Origin of the sequence: Cognatilysobacter bugurensis, from assembly GCF_014652095.1 — a bacterium.
In the GTDB taxonomy this organism is placed as follows: Bacteria; Pseudomonadota; Gammaproteobacteria; order Xanthomonadales; family Xanthomonadaceae; genus Cognatilysobacter; species Cognatilysobacter bugurensis.
Genome location: NZ_BMYD01000001.1, coordinates 1 through 22,193, shown reverse-complemented (window position 1 = coordinate 22,193; position 22,193 = coordinate 1). Strand labels below are relative to the sequence as shown.

Here is a 22,193-nt window from a genome sequence, read left to right as displayed (position 1 = left end):
AATATAACATTGCCCCGTCATCACCGTGTGGACGCCCCATGCACGCCCCGCTTCGTCGCTCTGCTCTGTTCGTCGCCTTGCTCACGGCCTCGGCTGCCGCATTCGCGCAGGACCATGCGTCCAACCACTTGGAGGCCAAGGAGCTCGACCGTGTGCTCGTGCGGGCGACGCCGATCGCGACGACGGCCGAGGACCTGACGCGCCCGGTCGACGTGCTCGCGGGCGAACGGCTTGACGCCGCCAAGGCCGCGACGATCGGCGAGACGGTGAGCCGGGTCCCCGGCGTGCAGTCGACGTTCTTCGGGCCCGGTGTCGGTCGGCCGGTCATCCGCGGATTCGAAGGGCCCCGCGTGCAGGTGCTCAACGACGGCCTCGCGAGCGGCGACGTGTCGACGGTCAGCGTCGACCACGCGGTGAGCATCGAGCCGTTCCTCGCCGACCAAATCGAGGTGCTCAAGGGCCCGGCGACGCTGCTGTACGGCAGCGGCGCGATCGGTGGGGCCGTCAACGTCGTCGACGGCCGCGTGCCCGAGGCCGCGACCGAGCAGCCGCTCGAGGGCCGCGCCGAACTGCGCGCCGCCACCGTGAACGACGAGCGCACCGGCATGGTGCGGCTGGACGGCACCTCGGCATCGGGCCACCTGGTGTTCCATGTGGACGCGCTCCACCGCGAGACCGGCGATTACAAGATCCCGGGCTTTGCCGAGAGCATGACCGCACACGAGGAGTCCGAGGAAGGCGAAGAGGAGCACGAGGAGGAAGCCGGCGCGTTTGGCGTGCTGCCGAACAGCGCGCTGCGCACCGACAGCGCCGCGATCGGCGTTTCATGGGTCGGTGATCGCGGCTTCGTCGGCGTGGGCGCGAGCCTGTTCAACACGCGCTACGGCGTGCCGGGGCACGCGCACGAAGCGCACGATGAGGAAGAGCCCGAGGAAGAGGAGGCGCACGGCGAAGCACCGGTTCGCGTCGTGCTCGATCAGCGCCGTCATGAAATCCGTGCAGGGCTCGACGATCTCGGCGCGTTCGAGTCACTGCGCGTGAAACTCGCCCGCACGGAATACACACACACGGAATTCGAAGGCGAAGACGTCGGCACGGTGTTCGACAACGTCAGCACCGAGCTGCGCGCCGAACTGGCACACCGCGCATTGGGCGGCTGGGCGGGCGCGGTCGGCCTGCAGGGCTCCCACCGCGACTTCGAGGCGATCGGCGAGGAGGCGTTCGTGCCTGCGTCGACCGCGCGCGACCTCGGCGTGTTCTGGCTTGGACGGCGTGACTTCGGCCGTGTCGGCGTCGAGTTCGGTCTGCGTCGTGACCGCAACCGCGTCGAAGTCGACGAGGCGCAGGCGATCGGCGGCGACCGTGCGTTCAGCACGACGAGCCTGTCCGCGGCTGCGCGCTGGAACGCGTCGCCGGGCCTGCACTTCTCGCTCGGCCTGGACCGCGCGCAACGCGCGCCGAGCGCCGAGGAGCTGTATTCGGACGGCTTCCACGTGGCCACCGGCAGCATCGAGGTCGGCCTGCCGACGCTCGACGTCGAGACCGCGAACCGCGCCGAGCTCGGCCTGCACTGGCATGCGGGCCCGGTGACCGTGCAGGCTTCATTGTTCCACGCGCGCTTCGACGATTTCGTCTACCTCGCTGACACCGGCGTCGATGTCGATGAGCTGCCGGTGCGCGCGTGGACGCAGGCCGACGCGCGCTTCACCGGCGCCGAGGCCGAAATCGACTGGCTGTTCCTGGAGACCGAAGCCGGCCTGTGGTCGCTGCGCATGTTCGGCGACGTGGTGCGGGGGCGGCTCGCGGACGATGGTGTGCGCGTGAGAACGATCGACGTGCCGCTCGAGGACGGCAGCCGGGAGCTCGTGGATGCCACGTTCGCGCTCGGCGGCCCGCTGCCGCGCATCGTCCCGGCCCGCGCGGGCGCCGAACTACGCTGGGAGAGCGGCGCATGGCGCGCCTCGCTGGGCGCGGTCCGCACGCTGGAGCAGGACGACGTCGCCGCGAACGAGACGGCAACGCCGGGCTACACGCTCGTCGATGCGCACCTCGCCTGGCACCGCGACACGATCGCGGGCAACGCCTGGGAAATCTTCCTCGACGGCCGCAACCTGCTCGACGAGGACGCGCGCGTGCACACCTCACCGCTCAAGGACCTCGCGCCGCTGCCGGGCCGCGGCGTGTCGTTTGGGGTGCGCGTGTACTTCTGACGGGGCGCTGCGGCCCGCCTGATAAGGCGCGGCGCTGCACACGGCGCGCGCCGCATGCGCTTCCGCGCTCATCGATTCGACGAGGGAGTACTTGATGCACCCAGCGTCGCAGCCGCTGGGCTAATCGGGCCGATTGGACGTGGCACCGCGACGCGGCATGGGCGCCCTCGCCTGCAACACGACTGCGGTCAGCCGCGCCTGACGAGACCCGTCCGCAGCCCCCTCCACCCTCGGCGTCGATCCACGCCGACGGCCAAAAGGCGCGAATTCGTGTGCGGATCAGCCCGCGCTTGAATCGCTCCGACACTGCGCGCAGGTGCCATGCACCTCGAGCGTCTGAGCACGCGGCGTAAAACCGAGCGAACGCGCGCGCGCCTCCAGCGAAGCGACGGTGCGCTCATCCTCGAGTTCGACGGCCGATTGGCACACGTCGCAGATCAAAAACGGCACCGCGTGCACGTCGCTGCCGGGGTGGTGGCAGCCGACGAACGCGTTGATCGACGCGAGCTTGTGGATGAAGCCGTGCTCGAGCAGGAAGTCGAGCGCGCGGTACACGGTCGGCGGCGCCGCTGAGCCGTGCGTTTCCTTCATGAGGTCGAGCAGTTCGTACGCCTTGAGCGGACGCTGCGCATCGGCGATGAGACGCAGCGCATGCGCGCGGATCGGCGTCAGGCGCAATCCACGCGCTTCGCACGCGCGCTCGACCTCGTGCACGAACGCATCGCCGTCGTGCACGTGGTGATGCGGATCGGTGCAACGTGCCTGTTCGCCCATCGTCGTCTTCCTGCCTTGCGGCGACCTTACGCCGCAGCCGGGATGCGGTCGAGCGCGGCGCCGATGCGCTTGACGGCTTCGGCCTGCCCCGCGAGGTACACCGTGTGCGAGATGTCGGGGCTCACCTGCGTGCCCGTGATCGCCACGCGCAGCGGCTGCGCGACCTTGCCCATGCCCACACCGCAGGCCTCGGCCGTCTCGTGCAGCGCGGCCGATACGCTCTCGGCGGACCATGTGGCGAGTTTTTCAAGGCGCTCGCGCGCGTCCGCAAGCGGCGCGCGCGCTTCCGCGTTGAGGTGCTTCGCAACCGCCGCATCGTCGTACTGCGTGAGCGGCTCGAACCACACGCGTGCACGGGCGGCCATGTCCTTGAGCGTCTGCACGCGGTCGCGCAGCGCGATGACGAGGTCGGCCGGGGCCGGGCCGTTCGCGAGGTCATAGCCCTCGTTGCGCAGGTGCCAGTCGAGGTGCTTTGCCACATCGCCCGGCTCGTCGCTCTTGAGGTACTGCTGATTGAGCCAGCCGAGCTTGGCCGGGTCGAGGCGCGAGGCCTTCGCGTTGACGTCCTTGAGGTCGAACAGGCGCGTCATCTCCTCGATCGAGAAGATCTCCTGATCGCCATGCGACCAACCCAGGCGCACGAGGTAGTTCAGCAGCGCATGCGGCAGGTAGCCTTCGTCGCGGTACTGCATGACGTCGGCCGCGCCGGTGCGCTTGGAGAGCTTCGCGCCTTCCGGGTCGAGGATCATCGGCAGGTGCGCGAAATGCGGCACTTCGGCGCCGAGCGCGCGGTAGATGTTGATCTGCCGCGGGGTGTTGTTGACGTGGTCGTCGCCGCGCACCACGTCGGTGATGCCCATATCGAGGTCGTCGACGACGACCGCGAAGTTGTAGGTCGGGTAGCCGTCCGAACGGAAGATCACCAAATCGTCGAGTTCGCTGTTCGCGATCTCAATCGTGCCCTTGACCTTGTCGTCCCACGCGACGACGCCGTCGAGCGGGTTCTTGAACCGGATCACGCGGTTCGGATCGTCGCGAAAACCTTCGTTGCGATCGCGATAGGCGCCGTTGTAACGCGGCTTCTCGTTCGCGGCCATCGCGGCCTCGCGCATCGCCTCGAGTTCGGCCTTGGTCTCGTACGCGTAGTACGCGGAGCCGTCGGCGATCATTTTTTCCGCGACTTCGCGGTACCGACCGAGCCGGTGCGTCTGGTAGACCGGACCCTCGTCGTAATCGAGGCCGAGCCAGTCCATCGCCTGCAGGATCGCGTCGATCGCGGCCTGCGTGCTGCGCTCGCGGTCGGTGTCCTCGATGCGCAGGATGAACTGCCCGTCGCGACGGCGCGCCTCGAGCCAGCAGTACAGCGCGGTGCGCGCGCCGCCGATGTGCAGGTATCCGGTCGGGCTGGGGGCGAAGCGGGTGCGGCAGGCCATGCGGGACGCTCGTGCGGAAAACCCGCGATTTTAGCGGGTCGGGTCCGACGCCGCCCGGCGCGCCACGCCTGACCGGCCGCGGCACCCCCGGAGGCGGGCTCCGATGCTGGCCGTTCTCGGCGTCGACCGGACTGCTGCCGAGTCGCATCGCGGGAACTCGGAGGCCGCTTCCCGGTCTGCCATCCCGGTCACCACGGATGGACGGCGATGCAACTTCCTACTACCCCGGTCGCGCACAGGCCGGGGCCCGACCGCAGGGGCGTGTTCGCAGCCGTTGTGCTCACGCTGCTCTGGCACGCGGGGCTCGTCGTCTGGCTGTCGACGCTCGCTTTGCGAGCGCGCGAGGCAGCCGGCGCGTCGGTTCCGACTCAAAGCGTGGACATCGTGTTCCTGCCCCGCCGGCACGAGGCGACGCCGCCGGTCGTGGTGGCGCCGCCGGCGCGCGGGAGCGCCGATGCAGCGCGAAGCGAGGCCCCGACTGCAACACCGGCGCGGGCGGATGCGCCGCACGGCACGGAGCCGGCAATCGCGATCGACACCGGAGTCGAGATCGTCGCCGGCGATGATCAGTGGACACCCTCCTCCCCGCCCTCGCCGGCCCGGGGCGGCGACTTCCTGCGGCCGCGCAACCCGCTCGCACGCGATGAACTCGATGCGCCGCAGCGCCTGCGCGTGCGAATGCGGCCGCCGCCCAGCGTGGAGATGTGGCTCGAGAAGCTCGCGCCCGTCGGCTACGAGGCCGACCCGTGCCCGGAGATCGCACGAGCGATTACCGGCCTTGCGCCGGACGGGGCGTCTGCAAGCCGGGCGCTGCTCGACGAGGCGTTGGCCTACCAGGCGAAATACTGCAGCTAGCCGCCGCACGCGAACGCATCGCTCTACGGTGTGTGCCTGTGAACCGCGATGCCGGTCCGACCCGCAGCGGAACTCGCACCTACAATGCGCGGATGCCCAGCCTGTTCATTTCCGATCTGCACCTCGACGCCGAGCGACCGCAGGTCACCGCACGCTTCCTGCGCTTTCTCCGCGAGGACGCGCGGCAGGCCCATGCGCTGTACATCCTCGGCGACCTGTTCGAAGCATGGGTCGGCGACGACGACCCGTCGGAGACCGGCGCCGCCGTCGCCGATGGCGTGCGCGCGCTCGTCGATGCGGGCGTGCCCGTGCATTTCATGCGGGGCAATCGGGACTTCCTGCTCGGCTGCGACTACGCCGCTCGCGCAGGGATGACAGTGCTCCCGGACCCCGCCGTCGTGCTCGTCGACGGCCGGCCGGTGCTCCTCATGCACGGCGACACGCTGTGCACCGGCGACACCGCGTATCAGGCATTCCGCACGCAGACGCGCGACCCGCGCTGGCAGGCGCAGTTCCTCGCACAGCCGCTCGCCGCACGCCTCGCATTCGCCGCGCAGGCGCGCGCCGCGAGCCGCGCGCATCAGGCGGGCATGCAGGACCGCATGGAAACGATCACCGATGTCGCGCCCGACGCGGTGGACGAGGTCCTCGTGCGCTACGGCATCGACACGCTCGTGCACGGCCACACGCACCGGCCCGCCGTGCATTCGCTCGAAGTCGGCGGCCGCGCATGTCGCCGCATCGTGCTCGGGGACTGGTACGAGCAGGGCTCGGTGCTGCGCATCGACGCCGACGGCGCCACGCTGCAGACGCTCGACATCGCCTCCGGCTGAGGTTCACTCGCGCGGCAGCGCGCAGCCGTGCCACGTGCGTCCGTCGTGCGTCCACGTGGCCGTGTAGGGATAGGCGAGATCGGACATCCCGTCGGAGCACTGTCCCGGCGTGACGCCAAGTTCGAACGCGGCCGCCCCGCTCGACACGTAGCGCACGCGTCCACCCTCGACATGCCGCTGGGCGGGCGCGCTCACGCCTTCGGGCTGCTCCGGCGTTCTCCACACCAGCCGGCCAGCATCCACCTCGACCGCCCAGAACGGCTCCGTTCCGCGGGCGGTCAACCGCAGAGGGATCGTTTCGCTTGCGGCCGCCGCGCCATCGGCGCCGCCGCTGGACACGGCGGCGGGCACGCATCCGAGCGCCGACAGCGCAATCGCCCCGGCCACCGCAGTGCGCATCGGCTGTGTCCCGTGCATTGACGGCCGGCCTTACTGACGACGCGTCGATGCTAGGCAGGCGTGCGCACCATGACGTGACGGCTGGCGCGAGCGCGGTCGCGCGTGAGGCCTAGCGTCGCGCGCCGCCGTCGATCTCGACCAGGGCCTGAAGCTGCGCCAGTTCCTCGTCGTCGAAGCCCGCGGCGCTCCGCGCCTCGAGGTTGAAGGGGCCGTGGAGCACGGCGCGTGCGTACTCGGCCAGCAGCTCGCGAAACCGCGGAGCAGCGTCGATGCCCGCGCGCTCGCAGTGCCAGCGGTACCAGCGCGAGCCTGCCGCGACGTGTGCGACTTCCTCGCGCAGGATGACCTCGAGTATGTCCGCCGTTGCGTCGTCACCCAACGCGCGCAGCTTCACGATCATGCCGGGCGTGACGTCGAGCCCGCGCGCCTCGAGCACCCGCGGCACGAGGGCCATCCGCGCGAGGCCGTCATGCGCGGTTTTTTCGGCCATTTCCCACAGGCCGTTGTGCGCATCGAAATCGCCGTACTCGCGACCGAGCTCCCGCAGTCGCAGCTGCAGCATGTGGAAGTGCCGCGCCTCGTCGTGGGCGACGGACACCCAGTCGGCGTAGAACGCATCGGGCAGGCCGCGGAAGCGGTACACCGCATCCCAGGCGAGGTCGATCGCGTTGAATTCGATGTGCGCGATCGCGTGTACGAACGCGGCCCGTCCGTCCACGCTGCCGAAGCCCCGGCGCGGCAGCTCGCGAGGATGCACGAGCTTTGGCCGTTCCGGACGACCCGGCATGCGGATCCGCTCAGGCGCAGGCGCATCCGGGTTTGGCGCGAGCGTGGACCGTGCGAACGCCTCAGCTGCGGCAAACGTCGCTTCGAGCTTGGCCTCAGGCGAAGCAGCGCGCAGGCAGCGCCGCGCGGCCTCGTGCAGGCAATCGGGCACGGCTACTCCGCGGCGTCGGCCGGGTCGCAGCTCCAGCCATCCGGGTGCCCCGCGTGCTCCTTGGCGAGCGTCGCCAGCAGGTGCTCGAGGCCGGTGATGCCCGCGTGCGAGGCCGCCATGCGGCGCACCACGGCGACCTGCCAGATGCCCTCCTCGTCGACCTCGGGCTCCTCAACCTGCACGTCCGGCAGTTCGGCCGCCTGGGCGGCGAACGCACGAGCCTGCTCGGCTTCCGCGAACACGAGGTAGAACTCGATCTCGCGCTCGGCAGTGAGATCGTCGCCATCGTCGAGCATGGCGCGCAGCACCTCGCCGTTCTCGTCGTCGGGCAGCATCGCGCGTTGCAGGGATTTCATGACGCCACCTTGAGCTTCTTCTTCTTCGCTTCATCGGACCGCAGCTGGCTGATGCGATCGAAGTAGTCTGCGTCGATGCCGGTCACGTACTCGCCGTTGAAACAGGACGAGTCGAAGTTCTCGATCCGGTTCTTCGGGCCGGACACGGCCTCGACGAGGTCCGTCAGGTCCTGGTAGATCAGCCAGTCGCAGCCCAGGAAATCCTGCACCTGCTCGTCGGTGCGGCCGTGCGCGACGAGCTCTTCGGCCGAGGGCATGTCGATGCCGTAGATGTTCGGGTGTCGCACCGGCGGCGCCGCCGATGCGAGATACACCTTGCGGGCCCCGGCTTCGCGCGCCATCTGCACGATCTGCTTCGACGTGGTGCCGCGCACGATCGAATCGTCGACCAGCAGCACGACGCGGTTGCGGAACTCCAACGGAATCGGGTTGAGCTTGCGGCGCACCGATTTCACGCGCTCGCCCTGCCCCGGCATGATGAACGTGCGGCCGACGTAGCGGTTCTTGATGAAGCCCTCGCGGTACTTCACGCCCAGCACGTTCGCGATTTCGAGCGCGGCGTCGCGGGAGGTGTCGGGGATCGGGATGACGGTGTCGATGTCGTGGTCGGGACGCAGGCGCAGGATCTTCTCGCCGAGCTTCTGGCCCATGCGCATGCGCGCCTTGTGCACCGAGATGTCGTCCATCATCGAGTCGGGCCGCGCGAAGTACACGTACTCGAAGATGCACGGCGCGAAGGCCTGCTGCTCGATGCACTGCCGCGTGTGCAGCTGCCCGTCGGCGGTGATCACGATGCCCTCGCCCGGGATGACGTCGCGCATGCGCTCGAAGCCGAGCAGGTCGAGCGCGACGGATTCCGATGCCACGCAGTACTCGTCGTTCGCGTCCGGCGTCGTGCGCTTGCCGAGCACGAGCGGACGGATGCCGTTCGGGTCGCGGAACGCGACCAGTCCGAGGCCGAGCACGGCGGCGACCGCCGTGTAGCCCCCCTTGCAGCGGCGGTGCACGCCCTCGATCGCCTTGAACGCGGCTTCCGGCGTGAGCGCGCGCTGCGTGTCCAGCTCATGCGCGAACACGTTGAGCAGCACTTCCGAATCCGAATCGGTGTTGATGTTGCGTCGGTCCTGTTCGAACACCTCGCGACGCAGCGCCTCGGTGTTGATCAGATTGCCGTTGTGCGAGAGCGCAATGCCGTACGGCGAGTTCACATAGAACGGCTGCGCTTCATCGCAGCCCGCGCTGCCGGCCGTCGGATAACGGCAGTGCGCGACGCCGTAGCGGCCCTCCAGCAACTGCATCGCGGTTTCGTCGAACACTTCGCTCGCCAGGCCGTTGCCCTTGTGCATGCGCACGCGGTGGCCGTCTGCGGTCGCGATGCCGGCGGCATCCTGCCCGCGGTGCTGGAGCACGGTCAGTCCGTCGTAGAGCTGCGCCGCTACATCCGTGTTGCCGACGATGCCGAGAATGCCGCACATGGAACACCTGCCTGGAATGCCGAAAGAGGGAGCGGAGAAACCGAACGAAACTCAGGAATCGGGGAAGCAGAAACACTGCGCAGCGCAGCGCGGAATGCGGCTCATGCGTCCGTCAATGCCGGCGCGGCGATCGCAGCCGCGGGGCCGCGATCGAACGCGCCGAAGTCGACCTGTTCGGCCACCCACTCCGGGAGCCACGCGCGCAACACGCGCGCGCCCGGCACGAGCACCGGCACCACCGGCGACGCCTGCCACTCCGGCTCTTGCGGCATGGCGGTCAGACCAAACAGAAGCACCAGCGCGCAGGCCACGAAGCCACCGCGCACGACGCCGAGCGCGAAGCCGAGCACGCGGTCTATGCCACCGAGCCCGGCGGACTTCATCGCCCAGCGCACGAGCCAGCCCACCAGACCGACGAGCAACAGCACGCCGAGGAAACACAGGGCGTAGCCGCCGAGCACCTGCGTGGTGCCCGGCTCCGCATGGCCCGCGAGCCACATCGAAACATCACCGCCGAAATTCAGCGCGGCCCACGCCGACAGCACCCACGCGACGAGCGATACGACCACCCCGACGAAGCCGCGCATGAGCCCGAACACGGCCGAGACCGCGACGATACCTACGAGGACCCAGTCGGTCGCGGCCATGGACGTCAGGGATGCGGACGCACGAGGCCGCTGACGCCGAGCTGCGACGCGGCCTGCGCGCGCATGCGATCGGCGTCGCCGCGATCGGCGACAGGCCCGATGCGTACGCGATTGAGCGTGCCCTTGTCAGTGCGCACCTGCTCGACGAACGCGCTGAACCCGGCCGCGCGCGCGCGGTCGCGCAGTCGCGCGGCTTCTTCGGCGTTGCCGAACGCGCCGAGCTGCACCGCGAAACCGACGCCGCTCGCGCCGGACGGTGAGTTGTCGGGCTTTGGCTCCGCGGCCTGACCAACCGGCGGTGCCGGCTTAGGCTCGGCCGCCGCGGTCTTAGCCTTGACCTGCGCGTCGCTCAGCGGCGGCGCCTTGCGAGCGTCCGTAGAAGCAAGCGGTTCAGTCTTCGGGGTCGGCGAGGCCGGCAGCGGGGTCGGCGTCGACACCGGTGCGGACGCGAGAGGCGCCGTGGTCGAAGCGGGCGCCTTGGATGCTGTGGCGGCGGATGTCGCCGTCGCGCCCGCGTCGAGCGCGATGACCTTCGAGCCGACGTCGTCACGCACACTCGCCGCGCGCAGCCGCGCAGCTTCCGCCTCGGCCTGCGTCACGAACGGACCCACGCGCACGCGATGAAGCGTGCGTCCGGCGGCGTTCGTGTAAGGCTCCTGATAGCCCGGCAGCTGCGAAGCCTGCAACGCCGCGACGACGCGCGCCGCATCGGGCTGCGTCGCGTAGCTGCCGAACGTCACTGCATACTCGCCGCCTGCCGTGGCGGCCGGCATCATCGCGCCGCTCGCCGGGGCCGGGGCGGGCGTAGCCGCAGGAGCGGTTGCAAGCGTCGCCGCTTCGGGCAGAGCAGCGCGACCGTCCGCAACCGGTGCATCGAGCGGAAGCACACGTGTCTCGAAACCGTCTTCGGGCACGTCCGGCGCTTCCAGCGAGACGTCGTCGACGCCGCTCGCGGGCGCAGGCCCCTTCACGAGCATCGGCAGAAAAATCACCGCGAGCGCCACGAGGACCAACGCGCCGACGAGGCGCTGTTTGAGTGCGGTTTCCATCGGACCTCGCGACGCGACCGGAGCGGGAGCCGGCGAATTATACGCTCGGCTCGCACGCGCCCCGAACGCGCGGCGTCCCGGTTCAGCCGGCGCCCAGACGGCGCAGCGCGTCGGCGACGGTGTGGAACGAACCGAACACGAGCACGCGGTCGGATGGCGCGGCCGTGGCAAGCGCCGCGTCGAGCGCGACGGCCACGTCCGCATGCCGGGGCGCCGTGGACGCCGCCGTGCCATCGAGCCGCGCTGCGAGTGCGTAGGCGTCGGTTGCGCGCGGCCCATGCGGGGCGAGCCCCGCTAAGTGCCAGTGCGCGACCTGCGACGCAAGCGCCTCGACGATGCCGCGTGCGTCCTTGTCGGCAAGCGCCGCGAACACCGCATGCACCGCGCCGCGCGGCGGGGATTGCTCGAGCCAGGCTGCAAGTTCGCGCGCGGCCTGCGGGTTGTGGGCAACGTCGACGATCACCTCGACTCCGTCGCATTCGAAGCGCTGCAGGCGGCCGGCGATACGCGCATTCGCCACGCCGCGTGCGAATGCCGCAGGCTCGATGTCGAAATCGAGCGACCGCAGCGCGGCGATCGCGACGGCGGCATTGCGCAGCTGCGCGGGCGCGGCGAGCTGCGGTTGCGGCAGTTCGAGCTCGCAGCCGACCTCGCGCCAGCGCCAGCCGCTCTCATGCGGTTCGACGAAGAAGTCACAGCCGATGCGCAGCGCGGACGCGCCGATCGCGTAGGCGTGACCCAGCACGCTCGACGGCGGGTCGTCGTCGCCGAGGATGAGCGGCTTCCAGGCGCGGGCGATGCCCGCCTTCTCGCGCCCGATCGATTCCCGATCGGGACCGAGCCAGTCCTGGTGGTCAATGTCGACCGTGGTGACGATCGCGGCATCGGCGTCCACGAGGTTTGTCGCGTCGAGCCGGCCGCCGAGGCCTACTTCGAGTACGACCAGGTCGAGCTCGGACCGCTCGAAAATGAGCAGCGCGGCGAGCGTGCCGTATTCGAAATACGTCAGCGGCGTGTCCCCGCGCGCGGCCTCGACCGCTTCGAACGCGTCGAACAGCGCGGCATCGTCGACGTCGCGCGCGTCGATGCGTACGCGCTCGTTGTAGGCGAGCAGGTGCGGCGACGTGTACGCGCCGACACGCAGCCCGGCCTCGCGCGCGATCGACTCGACGAACGCGACGGTCGAGCCCTTGCCGTTCGTGCCGCCGATAGTGATGACCCGCGCCGCCGGCCGACCCAGGCCAAGCCGCCCGGCGACGGCGCGGATGCGCTCCAGGCCGAGCTCAATCGATTTCGGATGCTGGCGTTCGATGTACTCGAGCCAGTCGGTCAGCGTACGGGGCATGGGCGTGCAGGACTCGAGCGGGCGCGCATTATCGGCCAGCGCGACCGTGTACATCGACGTCGCGCGCGGCTCCCTGCCCGTTCCGCGCTAACGGTTCAGCAGCGAACGCGGGCGCGTGACTACAGCGCGCGATGCACGGCCTCGCCGAACAGCGCCGTGTGGTGCGTGCAGTCGTTGAGCCGCACGACCTCTAGCTGCGACACATGCGGGCCTTCGAGCAGGTTGAGCGTGGTCGGCGCCTGGCGGAAGCCCCAGAGCCGCGCGAGTGGAATGCCGAGGATGCGACATAGCAGGACGCGGTTGACCGCATCGTGTGCGACGACGAGCAGCGTGTCGTCGTCACCGAGGCCGTCGCAGGCGCGCTCGAGCGCGGACCAGGCGCGATCCAGTACGTGCTGCAGCGATTCACCCTCGGGCATCAGCACTTCGTGCGGCGCCTCGCGCCACGTCCGGAGCAGCTCCGGGTCACGCTCACGGATCTCACTGGCGAGCAGGCCTTCCCACGTGCCGTGCGCGATTTCCATGAGGCCCGGATCGAGCGTGAGCGGCAGGTCCCGCTCGCCGAGGGCGAGTTCGGCGGTCTGGCGCGCACGGCTCAATGGCGATGCGACCGCGCGCGTGATCCGCACCTCGCGCAGGCGACCGCCAAGGGACTGCGCCTGACCGAGGCCGACCGGTGACAACGGGATGTCCTCCTGGCCCTGGTAGCGGCCTTCGGCGTTCCACGCGGTTTCACCGTGGCGGGCGAGCAATAAGCGCATGGCGGTCGATCCTCGAAGTGGGCGTCGCCGCATCATAACGAGCCGCTCCGCAGGCCCTGTGTCCGTCGCCGCCACGCAGCCGCGTCGCGTCCGCGCCATAAACGAAAACGCCGGCGCGAGGCCGGCGGTTCCGCATTACGCATGCTGCGCGATCATTTCTTCTCGGCCACGCCCATCTCGGCGAGCAGCTGCGGCGCCGGGTAAACCTCCTGCATGATCCAACGCATGTAGCGCTGATCGACGGAGATCATGCGGGTCATCTCCGGGTCGAACACCCAGTTGCTGCTCACCGACTCCCAGTTGCCGTCGAACGCGAGTCCGACGAGCTTGCCCTTCGAATCGAGCACGGGCGAGCCGGAGTTGCCGCCCGTGATGTCGAGGTCGGACAGGAAGTTCACCGGCACCGTGCCGAGCTCCGGATCTACGAGGCCGCCGTACTTCTTCGCCTTCACCGCATCGAGCAGCGCCTGCGGCGCATCGAACGGCTCTTCGCCGGTGGCCTTCGCGGCGACCTGCTCGAGCGTCGTGAACGCGGGCTGGCGGCTGCCGTCGGTCTTCGTATAGCCGGTCACGTTGCCGAAGGTGATGCGCAGCGACGAGTTCGCATCGGGATACACCGACTGACCGCGGGTCTTCTTGTAATCGGCGACCGCCTGCAGGTAGACCGGGCGCGCGACGAGTGCGTCACCGCTGCGCGTCTTCGCCTCTTCCTCGAGGCGCAGTGCGGTCGGCATCAGCGCGACGGCGAGCTGCACGGCAGGATCCTTGCTCGACTCGAACGACTTGCGATCGGCGTTGAGCAGCGCCATGCGCTTGTCCGCCTTGCCGAGGTCGGTCTTGGCGAGTCGATCGAGCGCGCGCTTGATGGACTTCTCATCGGTGCCGCCCAGCCATTTGTCCAACGCAGGCACGCGCTGGCCCTTCGGCAGCTTCGCGTATTCGCGCAGCCAATACGCCTGCAGCTGGCGGTCCATCTCGGGGTGGTAGCGACGCTCCATCTGCTTGAGGCCGCCCTCGAACGACGGCATGTCACGCTGCTGGTAGCCCTGCTCGCGCTGCGTATCGGGCTTCTCGCGCTCAACCGACAGGCGGTAGAGCTGCGACGCCGCGCCGATCACGCCGAGGTTGCGCAGCTGGTTGAACACGAGGTCACGCTCGCGTGTGGCGCGCGATTCCTCGCCAAGCTGCACCAGGCGCTCATGCGCGGCGAGCGCGGGCTTGCCCTTCGCACCTTGCGTGCGAAGCCACGCGAGTACGGCCTCCTCGTCCTTGCGCTTGGTCTCGGCCGCGTTGATGCGCTTGAAGCCTTCGAGCTGGCCGTCGTAGTTCTTGAGCACGTTGCTCCAGCTCGCCATCGAACTCGCGTACTTGACTGCGATGTCAGGGTTTTTCTTTCCGGCGGCCTCGACCATCGCAACGAGGTTCTTGTAGTGCTGGCCGACCGTGGGGTACGTCCACCCGGCGGTTGCGTCGAAGTCGCTCGCGAGTGCGTATCGGCTCGTCGAGCCCGGGTAACCGGCGACCATCACGAAATCGCCGGCATCAAGGTCGCTCTTGGCGAGCTTGAGGTGGCGCTTGGGCTTGAACGGCACGTTGTCGGTCGAATACGCGGCCGGCTTTCCGTCCTTGCCGACGTAGGCACGGTAGAACGCGAAATCGCCGGTGTGGCGCGGCCACATCCAGTTGTCGACGTCTCCGCCGTAGTTGCCCACGCTGCCCGGCGGCGCATAAACGAGGCGCACGTCCTTGATCTCGAGATTGCGGAACAGGCGGTAGGTATTGCCGCCCGCGAAGCTGTAGAGGCGGCAGCGGAAGCCGGCGTCGGCTTCGCAATCGGCCACGAGCTTCTTTTCGAGTGCTTCGAACGCCTTCGTGCGGCCGAGCGCGTCGGGCGCGGCGTCGAGCGTGGCGCGCACCTGCTTGGTCACGTCTTGGATCGAGTCGAGCACGTAGATGCGCGCATTCGGACCGGCGGAGAGCTCGTCGCCGGGCTTCGGCGCGTTGAAGCCGGTGTCGAGCAGGTTCTTCTCGGGCGTCGAGTTGAGCTGGATCGCGCCGTGGGCGCAGTGGTGGTTGGTGACGACCAGACCCTGCGGCGAGACGAAGCTCGCGGTGCAGCCGCCGAGCGAGACCACCGCGCCCATCGGGTCGCCGGTGAGGTCGGCGAGCTGCTTGGGATCGAGCGCCAGACCGGCCTTCTTCAGCGGGCCCGCAATTTCAGGGAGCTGCTGCGGCACCCACATGCCTTCGACGGCCCGGGCTTCGGACACGCACACACCGGCCAACGCGAGGGCGACGGCCAACACCGAATAACGCATGAAGCTCTCCTGAGAATTCGTACGGTTGAGTCTAGGGGCCGCGCCATGCGGCGCGGGTGATGCCGTTATTCGACGGGCAGGCCCATCTCGCGCAGCAGGTGATGCGCCGGGTAGACCTCGTCCATGAGCCAGCGCATGTAGCGCGCGTCGACGTGGATCGCGCGCTTGTAGCGCGGGTCGAACCACCAGCTCGCGCTCACGGCTTCCCAGTTGCTGTCGAAGTTGATGCCGATGAGCTTGCCGCGCGCGTCGAGCACTGGCGACCCCGAATTGCCGCCCGTGGTGTCGAGGTTGGTCATGAAGTCGACCGTCTGCGTGTCAAGCTTCGGATCGGCGGTGTTTCCGAAGCTGCCCTCGGCGATTTCGGCGAGCAGCGGCGCGGGCGCATTGAACGGCGCCTCGCCGGTGTGCTTTTCGACGATGCCCTGCACGGTCGTCAATGGCCGATAGACCACGGCATCGCGGGGCTCGAGGCCGGTCAGCGTGCCGTAGCTCACGCGCAGCGTGGAATTCGCATCCGGATAGACCGCGCGGCCCTGCGAGGTGCGGTGCGCGATGAGCGCCTTCATGTACGCCGGGCGCAGGCGCAGCAGCTCGCCGTCGCGCGTCTTTGCCTCGCCTTCGACGCGCAAGAGCGCGGGCATCAGCGCGGCGGCGGCCTTGAGCAGCGGATCGTCCGATGCGGCGACGTCCGCCGGCGTCGTTGCCATCCATGCAAGTCGCTTCGCCTCGTCGCCGAGTGCCGTCTTCGCGTACAGCGCATCGAGCGCCGCACGTGCGGACTCGGCGGTGGCGCCGAACACCGCCTCGATCTCGGGCACGCGCTGCGCAGCCGGCAGCGCGCGGTGCTGCGCGAGCAGTTCGGCCAGCACGGCCTTCTCGACCTCGGGTGCGAAGCGGCGCTGCACCTGCTTGAGCTGGCCCGTGATCAGCGCCTCGTCGCGCTGCTGGTAGCCGCTCTCGCGCTGTGCGTCGGGCTTGCCCTTCTCGAGCGCGAGGCGCTGCAGCGTCAGCGCGGCGCGCATCAGCTGCGTCTGGCTGCGCAGCACGCCGAGCAGCTGGTCGCGCTCGCGCGTGGCGCGCGCCTGCTCGAGCACCGCCTGCGCGGCGCGGATGTCGGCGAGCGTCGCCTGGCTGCCGGGCTGCTTGGCGAGCCAGGCGAGCATCGCGGCCTCGTCCTTTGCCCGCGCGTCGACGGCGTTGCTGCGGCGCAGGCCGTCGAGCTCGCCCTGCGCACGCTTGAGGCCGTTCTTGAGGCTCGCGAGCTGGGCGGCGTAACGCACCTTCGCATCCTCATCCTTCGCGGCCGCGGCTTCGATCGTCTCGATGAGCTTGCCGAACAGCTCGACGCGTGCCGGCAGCTGCCACTGCACCTGCTGCGCGAACTCCGGCGCCGTGCGGTTGCGGAATGTAGTGCCCGGGTAACCCGCGAGCATCGCGAAATCGCCAGCATTGACGTGCTGCGTCGACACCTCGAGGTGGGCCGGCGGCACGTACGGCACGTTGTTCGGCGAGAAGTCGGCCGGCTTGCCGTCGCGGCCGACGTACGCGCGCAGCAGCGTGAAGTCGCCGCTGTGGCGCGGCCACATGAAGTTGTCGATCTCGTCGCCGTAGTTGCCGATCGCATCCGGCGGCGCGTACACGAGGCGGATATCGCGCAGTTCAAGCTGCTTGATGCGGTAGAAATCGGTGCCGTAGTGCATGTCGGCCACACTGCAGCGGTAGCCGGCGTCCTGTTCGCATTCGCCGACGATGGCCTTCGTCGCGGCCTCGACCGCGTCGTAATAGGCACGCCCCGTCTTGCCGCGCGCGGCCGTGAGCACGCGGTCGGTTACGCGATCGAATCCGGTGGTGACGAGCACGCGGTAGTCGGGATTCGCAGGCAGTTCCGCCGCACGGTCGCCGGCCACGAAGCCCTGCCCGATGAGGTCGCGGTCGGGCTTGGAGTTGTACTGGATCACGCCGAATGCCACGTGGTGGTTCGTGAGCACGAGCCCTTGGGGCGAGACGAACGCACCGGTCGCGCCACCAACCTTGACGACCGCATTCATCGGCGGCTTCGCGAGGTCCGCGAGCTGCGCGGGATCGCCTTCGTAACCGGCCTTGCGCAGCTGCGCCGCAATATCCGGCAGCTGCAAGGGCAGCCACATGCCTTCGTCGGCGTGTGCCGCGCCGATCGACAGCGCGAGGGAGGCAGCAAGCAGGCAACGGCGCATTGAGGGATCCGGTCGAGGCAGAAGCGCCCGACGATAGGCGATGCCGCCGGATCGCGGCAATGGCCGCCCCCGGGTCGTTGACAAGGCGGACCGTATAATTCGCGGCTTCCCGGCGCCGCCGCGCGCATTCAGCGAGACGCACCATGTCAGTCGAAGCCCCCGTCCTCCCGACGCCGTCCCGCACCATGCGCGCGCTCGTCAAGCGCGAAGCCGCGAAGGGCATCTGGATGGAGGAGGTGCCGGTGCCATCCCCGGGCCCGAACGAGGTGCTCGTCAAGCTCGAAAAGACCGCGATCTGCGGCACCGACCTGCACATCTACCTGTGGGACGAATGGAGCCAGCGCACGATCACGCCGGGGCTGGTGATCGGCCATGAATTCGTCGGCCGTGTCGTCGAGCTCGGGCCGGGCGTCAAGGGCTATACGATCGGCCAGCGCGTCTCGGCCGAAGGCCACATCGTCTGCGGCCACTGCCGCAACTGCCGCGCCGGCAAGCAGCACCTGTGCCCGAACACGGTCGGCATCGGCGTGAACCGCAACGGCGCGTTCGCCGAATACATCGTGATGCCCGCTTCGAACCTCTGGCCGATTCCCGACCAGATCCCGAGTGAGCTCGCCGCGTTCTTCGATCCCTACGGCAACGCCGCGCACTGTGCGCTCGAGTTCGACGTCGTCGGCGAGGACGTGCTGATCACCGGCGCGGGCCCGATCGGCATCATCGCCGCGGGCATCTGCAAGCACATCGGCGCGCGGAACGTCGTGGTCACCGACGTCAACGACTACCGCCTCAAGCTCGCGGCCGACATGGGCGCGACGCGCGTGGTCAACGTCGCCAATACCTCGCTCAAGGACGTCATGAAGGACCTTCACATGGAGGGCTTCGACGTGGGCCTGGAGATGAGCGGCAACCCACGCGCGTTCAACGACATGCTCGATTGCATGTACCACGGCGGCAAGATCGCGATGCTCGGCATCATGCCCAAGGGCGCCGGCGCCGACTGGGACAAGATCATCTTCAAGGGCCTCACGCTGCACGGCATTTACGGCCGTCGCATGTACGAGACCTGGTACAAGATGACGCAGCTCGTGCTGTCGGGCTTCCCGCTCGGCAAGGTACTCACCCATCAGCTCCCGGTCGACGAGTTCCAGAAGGGCTTTGAGCTCATGGAATCGGGCAAGGCCGGCAAGGTCGTGCTGAGCTGGAACTGATGAGCGCGACGACGGTCCTCGGGAGCGTCGTCGGCGTTCTCGTGGTCGGCCTGATCGCGATGGTCCTGCGCGGCGCGCGCGGCCCGACCCGGCGATAGAACACACCGCCCGGATCGCCCGGGCCCACACGGAATCCCCCATGTCCCTGACCGAACGCTACGAGCACACCCTCGACGAGATCCGCGACGCGGGCCTGTTTAAGTCCGAGCGCGTCATCACCAGCCCTCAGTCGGCCGAGATCACACTCGAAAACGGCCGGACGGTGCTGAACTTCTGCGCGAACAACTACCTCGGCCTCGCCGACCACCCCGACATCATCGCGGCCGCGAAGGACGCGCTCGACACGCACGGCTTCGGCATGGCGAGCGTACGCTTCATCTGCGGCACGCAGGACCTGCACAAGCAGCTCGAGAAGACGATCGCGGACTTCTTCGGCACCGAGGACACCATCCTTTACGCGGCCTGCTTCGATGCGAACGGCGGCCTCTTCGAGCCCCTGCTCGACGAGAACGACGCGATCATCTCCGACGCGCTCAACCACGCGTCAATCATCGATGGCGTGCGCCTGTGCAAGGCAAAGCGCTACCGCTACGCGAACTGCGACATGGCGGAGCTCGAGAAGCAGCTCCAGCAGGCGAAGGCCGACGGCGCGCGGACGATCCTCATCACGACAGACGGCGTGTTCTCGATGGACGGCTTCATTGCGCCGCTTGATGAAATCACACGCCTCTCGCAGCAGTACGGCGCGCTCGTGCACATCGACGAATGCCACGCGACCGGCTTCCTCGGCGAGACCGGCCGCGGCTCGGCCGAGGTCAAGGGCGTGCTCGAGAAGATCGACATCGTCACCGGCACGCTCGGCAAGGCGCTCGGCGGCGCGCTCGGCGGTTTCACGACCGGTCGGCGCGAGGTGATCGAGGTGCTGCGCCAGCGCTCGCGCCCGTACCTGTTCTCGAACTCGCTGCCGCCGCACGTGGTCGCCGCCGGCATCAAGGCGTTCGAGATGGTCGACGAGGCCGGCCAGCTGCGTGCGCAGCTTGCGGAAAACACGCGCTATTTCCGCGAGCGCATGACCGCCGCCGGCTTCGACATCAAGCCCGGCGTGCACCCGATCTGCCCGGTCATGCTCTACGACGCACCGCTCGCGCAGAAGTTCGCGCAGCGTCTGCTCGAGGAGGGCATCTACGCGATCGGCTTCTTCTTCCCGGTCGTGCCGAAGGGCCAGGCGCGCATTCGCACGCAGATGTCGGCCGCGCATACGCGTGAGCACCTGGATCGCGCGATCGATGCGTTCACCCGCATCGGCCATGAGCTCGGCGTGCTGAAGGCCTGAGGGCGTGCGTCGGGTGAGTGCCCGGCGCTCACACGCAAAGCGCGGCATCACGTGCCGCGCCCTACCCTGCAGGCATGCGCCCTGCCCTGCGTCGCCTGTTCTTGAGCGCGGTCACGACCGACAGCGAGGCGTCGCCCGATGTCTCCGGGTGGCACACACGCTGCCTGCACTGCCGCACGCGGCTCCACGTCGGCCCCGGTGGCGAACCACTCGGCGCGGCGTCGCTCGAGCACGTGGTGCCGCGTGCGTGGTTCGGTAAACGCGCCGCTGCGGCGCTGACCGCGCGCGTGGGCGACGCGCCCGACGACGCGCGCAACCTCGCGATCGCCTGCACGCGCTGCAATCACGACAAGGGCAAGGGGCCCGATGCACGCGGTCCGCAAGACTCACGCGCGCACGAGGTCGTCGAGGCCCTGTTGTCCAAGCGACTTGCACGCTGGCGGGACGCGCCGTCAGACGATCGCGACGGGATCGACTGACCTCGGTGCCAGCGCATCGGCCTCCCCCGCAGTGAGCTCGCGCCACCCGCTTTTTGGCAGCAGCCCCAACGGGAGATCGCCGATTGCGACACGTACGAGCCGCACGACCCCAATCCCATGCGCTTCAAGCAGCCGCCGGATGTGTCGGTTGCGTCCTTCGTCGAGCACGATCTCCAGCCACGCACGCTTCTCGCCAGAGCGGAGGGCTTGAACGCGCTTTGCGCGCAGGTGCTCGCCGCGATCGTCGATGCCGCGTTCGAGCGCGGTGATCAGCGCGTCGTCCGGCACCGCGTCGATCTGCACGTGGTAGGTCTTGTCAGGCCCGCTGTCCGGATCGGTGATGCGCGCGGCCCAGCCGGGGTCATTCGAAAACAGCAGCAGGCCTTCACTGGCGCGATCCAGCCGGCCGACCGGCGCAAGCCAGGGCAGCGCGCTGCCGTCGAAGCACCGGTACACCGTGTCGCGCCCGCGCTCGTCTCGCACGGTGGTCACCAGGCCCCGCGGCTTATTGAGCATCAGGTATCGCCGCGCCGGCGCCGGCGCATCGAGGCCGTCGACCTCGATGCGTGCCAGCCCGGCGACCACGGGAAATTCCGGATCGCGCACGCGGCGGCCGTCGACGCGCACACGCCCCTCGGCGATCCATCGCGCGGCCTCGGTGCGCGAACACAGGCCCGCCTTCGACAGTGCACGCGCAAGCCCATGTCGCGGCGCGCCACCGGGCGCTCGCGACGGCCCGGGACGCCCGGTGCATCGCGGTGGCCTCACCGGGCCGATCAGTCCTTCTTCGACTCGGGCGCAGCCTCGGCCGGCGGCGAAGGCGGCGTGACCGCCGCGGCTCCAGCGCCGCGCGCGACGCGAACACCGCGCGCTTCCATCCACGCACTGAACTCATCGGCCGTCATGCGCTTGCCGTTCTGGTTCATGTCGAAGCGCCAAGGCGTGTTGTCGAACTCCGTCTTTGGCTTGTAGGCAGCCGGATCGTTCGCCGAAGGCAGGCCGGGCGCAGCCGGCTTGGCGGCATTGGCGAGCATGCATGCTTCGAACTGCAGCCTCAGCACGACCTGCTCGGCCGACATCGCCTCGCTGTACGCGTGTTCAAGCACACCACTGGGCGCCCCGAGCCGGTGCGCCGGCGCTTCGAATGCGGGAGCGACCGGGAGCACGGCCACCGTCGATGCGGCAGTCGGTGCCTGCACGGCGGCGCACTGCGTCGGCGTCTGCGCGACGGCGGCACCGGCGGCGATGGACAGCACGAAGGCGATGGCGCGCCGCATGGAGATCTCCCGTTTCGAATGGCCTCCAGTGTAGGCGCCGCCCCCAGCAGCGACAACGCCAGCCGCGTGCTCGCAATGGGGCCTGCGTCCGGGTTCACGCACGGGACGTCGCCCAAAAAAAGCCCGGCGCGAGGCCGGGCTTTTCAAGCTTGGAACGTCCGCTTAGTTCTGGACGTTGAGTTCGGTGCGGCGGTTACGCTCGTTCTTGCACGCCGGCAGTTCTTCCGGCGTCTGCTCGAGCGGGCGGGTCTCGCCGTAGCCGATCGGACCGGCCAGACGCGAGGCGTC

General features: G+C 69.1%; 20 protein-coding genes. 6 read left to right on the top strand and 14 right to left on the bottom strand.

Translation table 11 applies throughout. The features are described 5' to 3' along the window. The first annotated feature begins 38 nt into the window (after nt 1–38). Nucleotides 39–2,210: a TonB-dependent receptor gene (locus IE075_RS00100; protein ID WP_189452140.1), complete on the top strand. Its 2,172-nt coding sequence runs from the start codon at nt 39–41 to the stop codon at nt 2,208–2,210. Between the two features lie 279 nt (nt 2,211–2,489). On the opposite strand, the gene IE075_RS00095 is transcribed toward IE075_RS00100, so the two are convergent. Continuing rightward, nucleotides 2,490–2,984 (bottom strand): transcriptional repressor, encoded by a 495-nt coding sequence (locus IE075_RS00095; protein ID WP_189452138.1) that lies wholly within the window; start codon nt 2,982–2,984, stop codon nt 2,490–2,492. Between the two features lie 26 nt (nt 2,985–3,010). Next, nucleotides 3,011–4,417 carry a glutamate--tRNA ligase gene (gene gltX, locus IE075_RS00090; protein ID WP_189452136.1) on the bottom strand — a complete coding sequence of 469 codons (1,407 nt, stop codon included), beginning with the start codon at nt 4,415–4,417 and terminating at the stop codon, nt 3,011–3,013. A gap of 261 nt (nt 4,418–4,678) precedes the next feature. On the opposite strand from gltX, the gene IE075_RS00085 reads away from it, so the two are divergent. Continuing rightward, nucleotides 4,679–5,272, top strand: a complete 594-nt coding sequence (locus tag IE075_RS00085; RefSeq protein ID WP_189452133.1) for a hypothetical protein — start codon at nt 4,679–4,681, stop codon at nt 5,270–5,272. A gap of 92 nt (nt 5,273–5,364) precedes the next feature. Continuing rightward, nucleotides 5,365–6,105: a UDP-2,3-diacylglucosamine diphosphatase gene (gene lpxH, locus IE075_RS00080; RefSeq protein WP_189452131.1), complete on the top strand. Its 741-nt coding sequence runs from the start codon at nt 5,365–5,367 to the stop codon at nt 6,103–6,105. Nucleotides 6,106–6,108: 3 nt separating this feature from the next. Here the strand turns inward: lpxH and IE075_RS00075 are convergent, their stop codons facing one another. The 10 genes from IE075_RS00075 to IE075_RS00030 all read right to left on the bottom strand — a co-directional run bounded on the left by IE075_RS00075 (nt 6,109) and on the right by IE075_RS00030 (nt 17,608). Next, complete coding sequence (locus tag IE075_RS00075; RefSeq protein ID WP_189452129.1) at nt 6,109–6,504, bottom strand: COG3650 family protein; 396 nt, start codon at nt 6,502–6,504, stop codon at nt 6,109–6,111. Between the two features lie 109 nt (nt 6,505–6,613). Further along, nucleotides 6,614–7,441 (bottom strand): ferritin-like domain-containing protein, encoded by an 828-nt coding sequence (locus tag IE075_RS00070; protein WP_189452127.1) that lies wholly within the window; start codon nt 7,439–7,441, stop codon nt 6,614–6,616. A 2-nt stretch (nt 7,442–7,443) separates the two neighbouring features. Then, entirely contained in the window at nt 7,444–7,797 is a 354-nt protein-coding gene (locus IE075_RS00065) for a ribonuclease E inhibitor RraB (RefSeq protein WP_189452125.1), read from the bottom strand. Continuing rightward, nucleotides 7,794–9,272 carry an amidophosphoribosyltransferase gene (gene purF, locus IE075_RS00060; protein WP_189452123.1) on the bottom strand — a complete coding sequence of 493 codons (1,479 nt, stop codon included), beginning with the start codon at nt 9,270–9,272 and terminating at the stop codon, nt 7,794–7,796. Before purF ends, IE075_RS00065 begins: the two co-directional genes overlap by 4 nt. A 101-nt stretch (nt 9,273–9,373) precedes the next feature. Continuing rightward, a complete protein-coding gene (locus IE075_RS00055; RefSeq protein ID WP_189452121.1) occupies nt 9,374–9,919 on the bottom strand; it encodes a CvpA family protein in 546 nt (181 codons plus the stop codon). Nucleotides 9,920–9,924: 5 nt separating this feature from the next. Beyond that, nucleotides 9,925–10,968: an SPOR domain-containing protein gene (locus IE075_RS00050; RefSeq protein ID WP_189452118.1), complete on the bottom strand. Its 1,044-nt coding sequence runs from the start codon at nt 10,966–10,968 to the stop codon at nt 9,925–9,927. 82 nt (nt 10,969–11,050) lie between these two features. Next, complete coding sequence (gene folC / locus IE075_RS00045) at nt 11,051–12,313, bottom strand: bifunctional tetrahydrofolate synthase/dihydrofolate synthase (protein WP_189452116.1); 1,263 nt, start codon at nt 12,311–12,313, stop codon at nt 11,051–11,053. Nucleotides 12,314–12,432: 119 nt separating this feature from the next. Then, nucleotides 12,433–13,074, bottom strand: coding sequence for a histidine phosphatase family protein (locus IE075_RS00040; protein WP_189452114.1), 642 nt, complete (start codon nt 13,072–13,074; stop codon nt 12,433–12,435). Nucleotides 13,075–13,226: 152 nt separating this feature from the next. Then, nucleotides 13,227–15,392, bottom strand: coding sequence for a S46 family peptidase (locus IE075_RS00035; RefSeq protein ID WP_189452112.1), 2,166 nt, complete (start codon nt 15,390–15,392; stop codon nt 13,227–13,229). 65 nt (nt 15,393–15,457) lie between these two features. Then, nucleotides 15,458–17,608: a S46 family peptidase gene (locus tag IE075_RS00030; protein WP_229792235.1), complete on the bottom strand. Its 2,151-nt coding sequence runs from the start codon at nt 17,606–17,608 to the stop codon at nt 15,458–15,460. A gap of 185 nt (nt 17,609–17,793) precedes the next feature. Between IE075_RS00030 and tdh the strand changes: the two genes are divergently transcribed. The 3 genes from tdh to IE075_RS00015 all read left to right on the top strand — a co-directional run bounded on the left by tdh (nt 17,794) and on the right by IE075_RS00015 (nt 20,628). Beyond that, a complete protein-coding gene (gene tdh / locus IE075_RS00025) occupies nt 17,794–18,816 on the top strand; it encodes an L-threonine 3-dehydrogenase (protein WP_189454661.1) in 1,023 nt (340 codons plus the stop codon). 139 nt (nt 18,817–18,955) lie between these two features. After that, on the top strand, nt 18,956–20,149 hold the full coding sequence (gene kbl / locus IE075_RS00020; RefSeq protein WP_189452110.1) for a glycine C-acetyltransferase: 1,194 nt from the start codon (nt 18,956–18,958) through the stop codon (nt 20,147–20,149). A gap of 74 nt (nt 20,150–20,223) precedes the next feature. After that, on the top strand, nt 20,224–20,628 hold the full coding sequence (locus IE075_RS00015; protein ID WP_189452108.1) for an HNH endonuclease: 405 nt from the start codon (nt 20,224–20,226) through the stop codon (nt 20,626–20,628). Here the strand turns inward: IE075_RS00015 and IE075_RS00010 are convergent. Together IE075_RS00010 and IE075_RS00005 are read right to left on the bottom strand one after the other, a co-directional pair. Then, nucleotides 20,602–21,396 (bottom strand): pseudouridine synthase, encoded by a 795-nt coding sequence (locus IE075_RS00010; RefSeq protein ID WP_189452106.1) that lies wholly within the window; start codon nt 21,394–21,396, stop codon nt 20,602–20,604. The two genes, IE075_RS00015 and IE075_RS00010, sit on opposite strands and share 27 nt — an antisense overlap. 8 nt (nt 21,397–21,404) lie before the next feature. Next, on the bottom strand, nt 21,405–21,905 hold the full coding sequence (locus IE075_RS00005; RefSeq protein ID WP_189452104.1) for a hypothetical protein: 501 nt from the start codon (nt 21,903–21,905) through the stop codon (nt 21,405–21,407). Between the last annotated feature and the right edge of the window lie 288 nt (nt 21,906–22,193).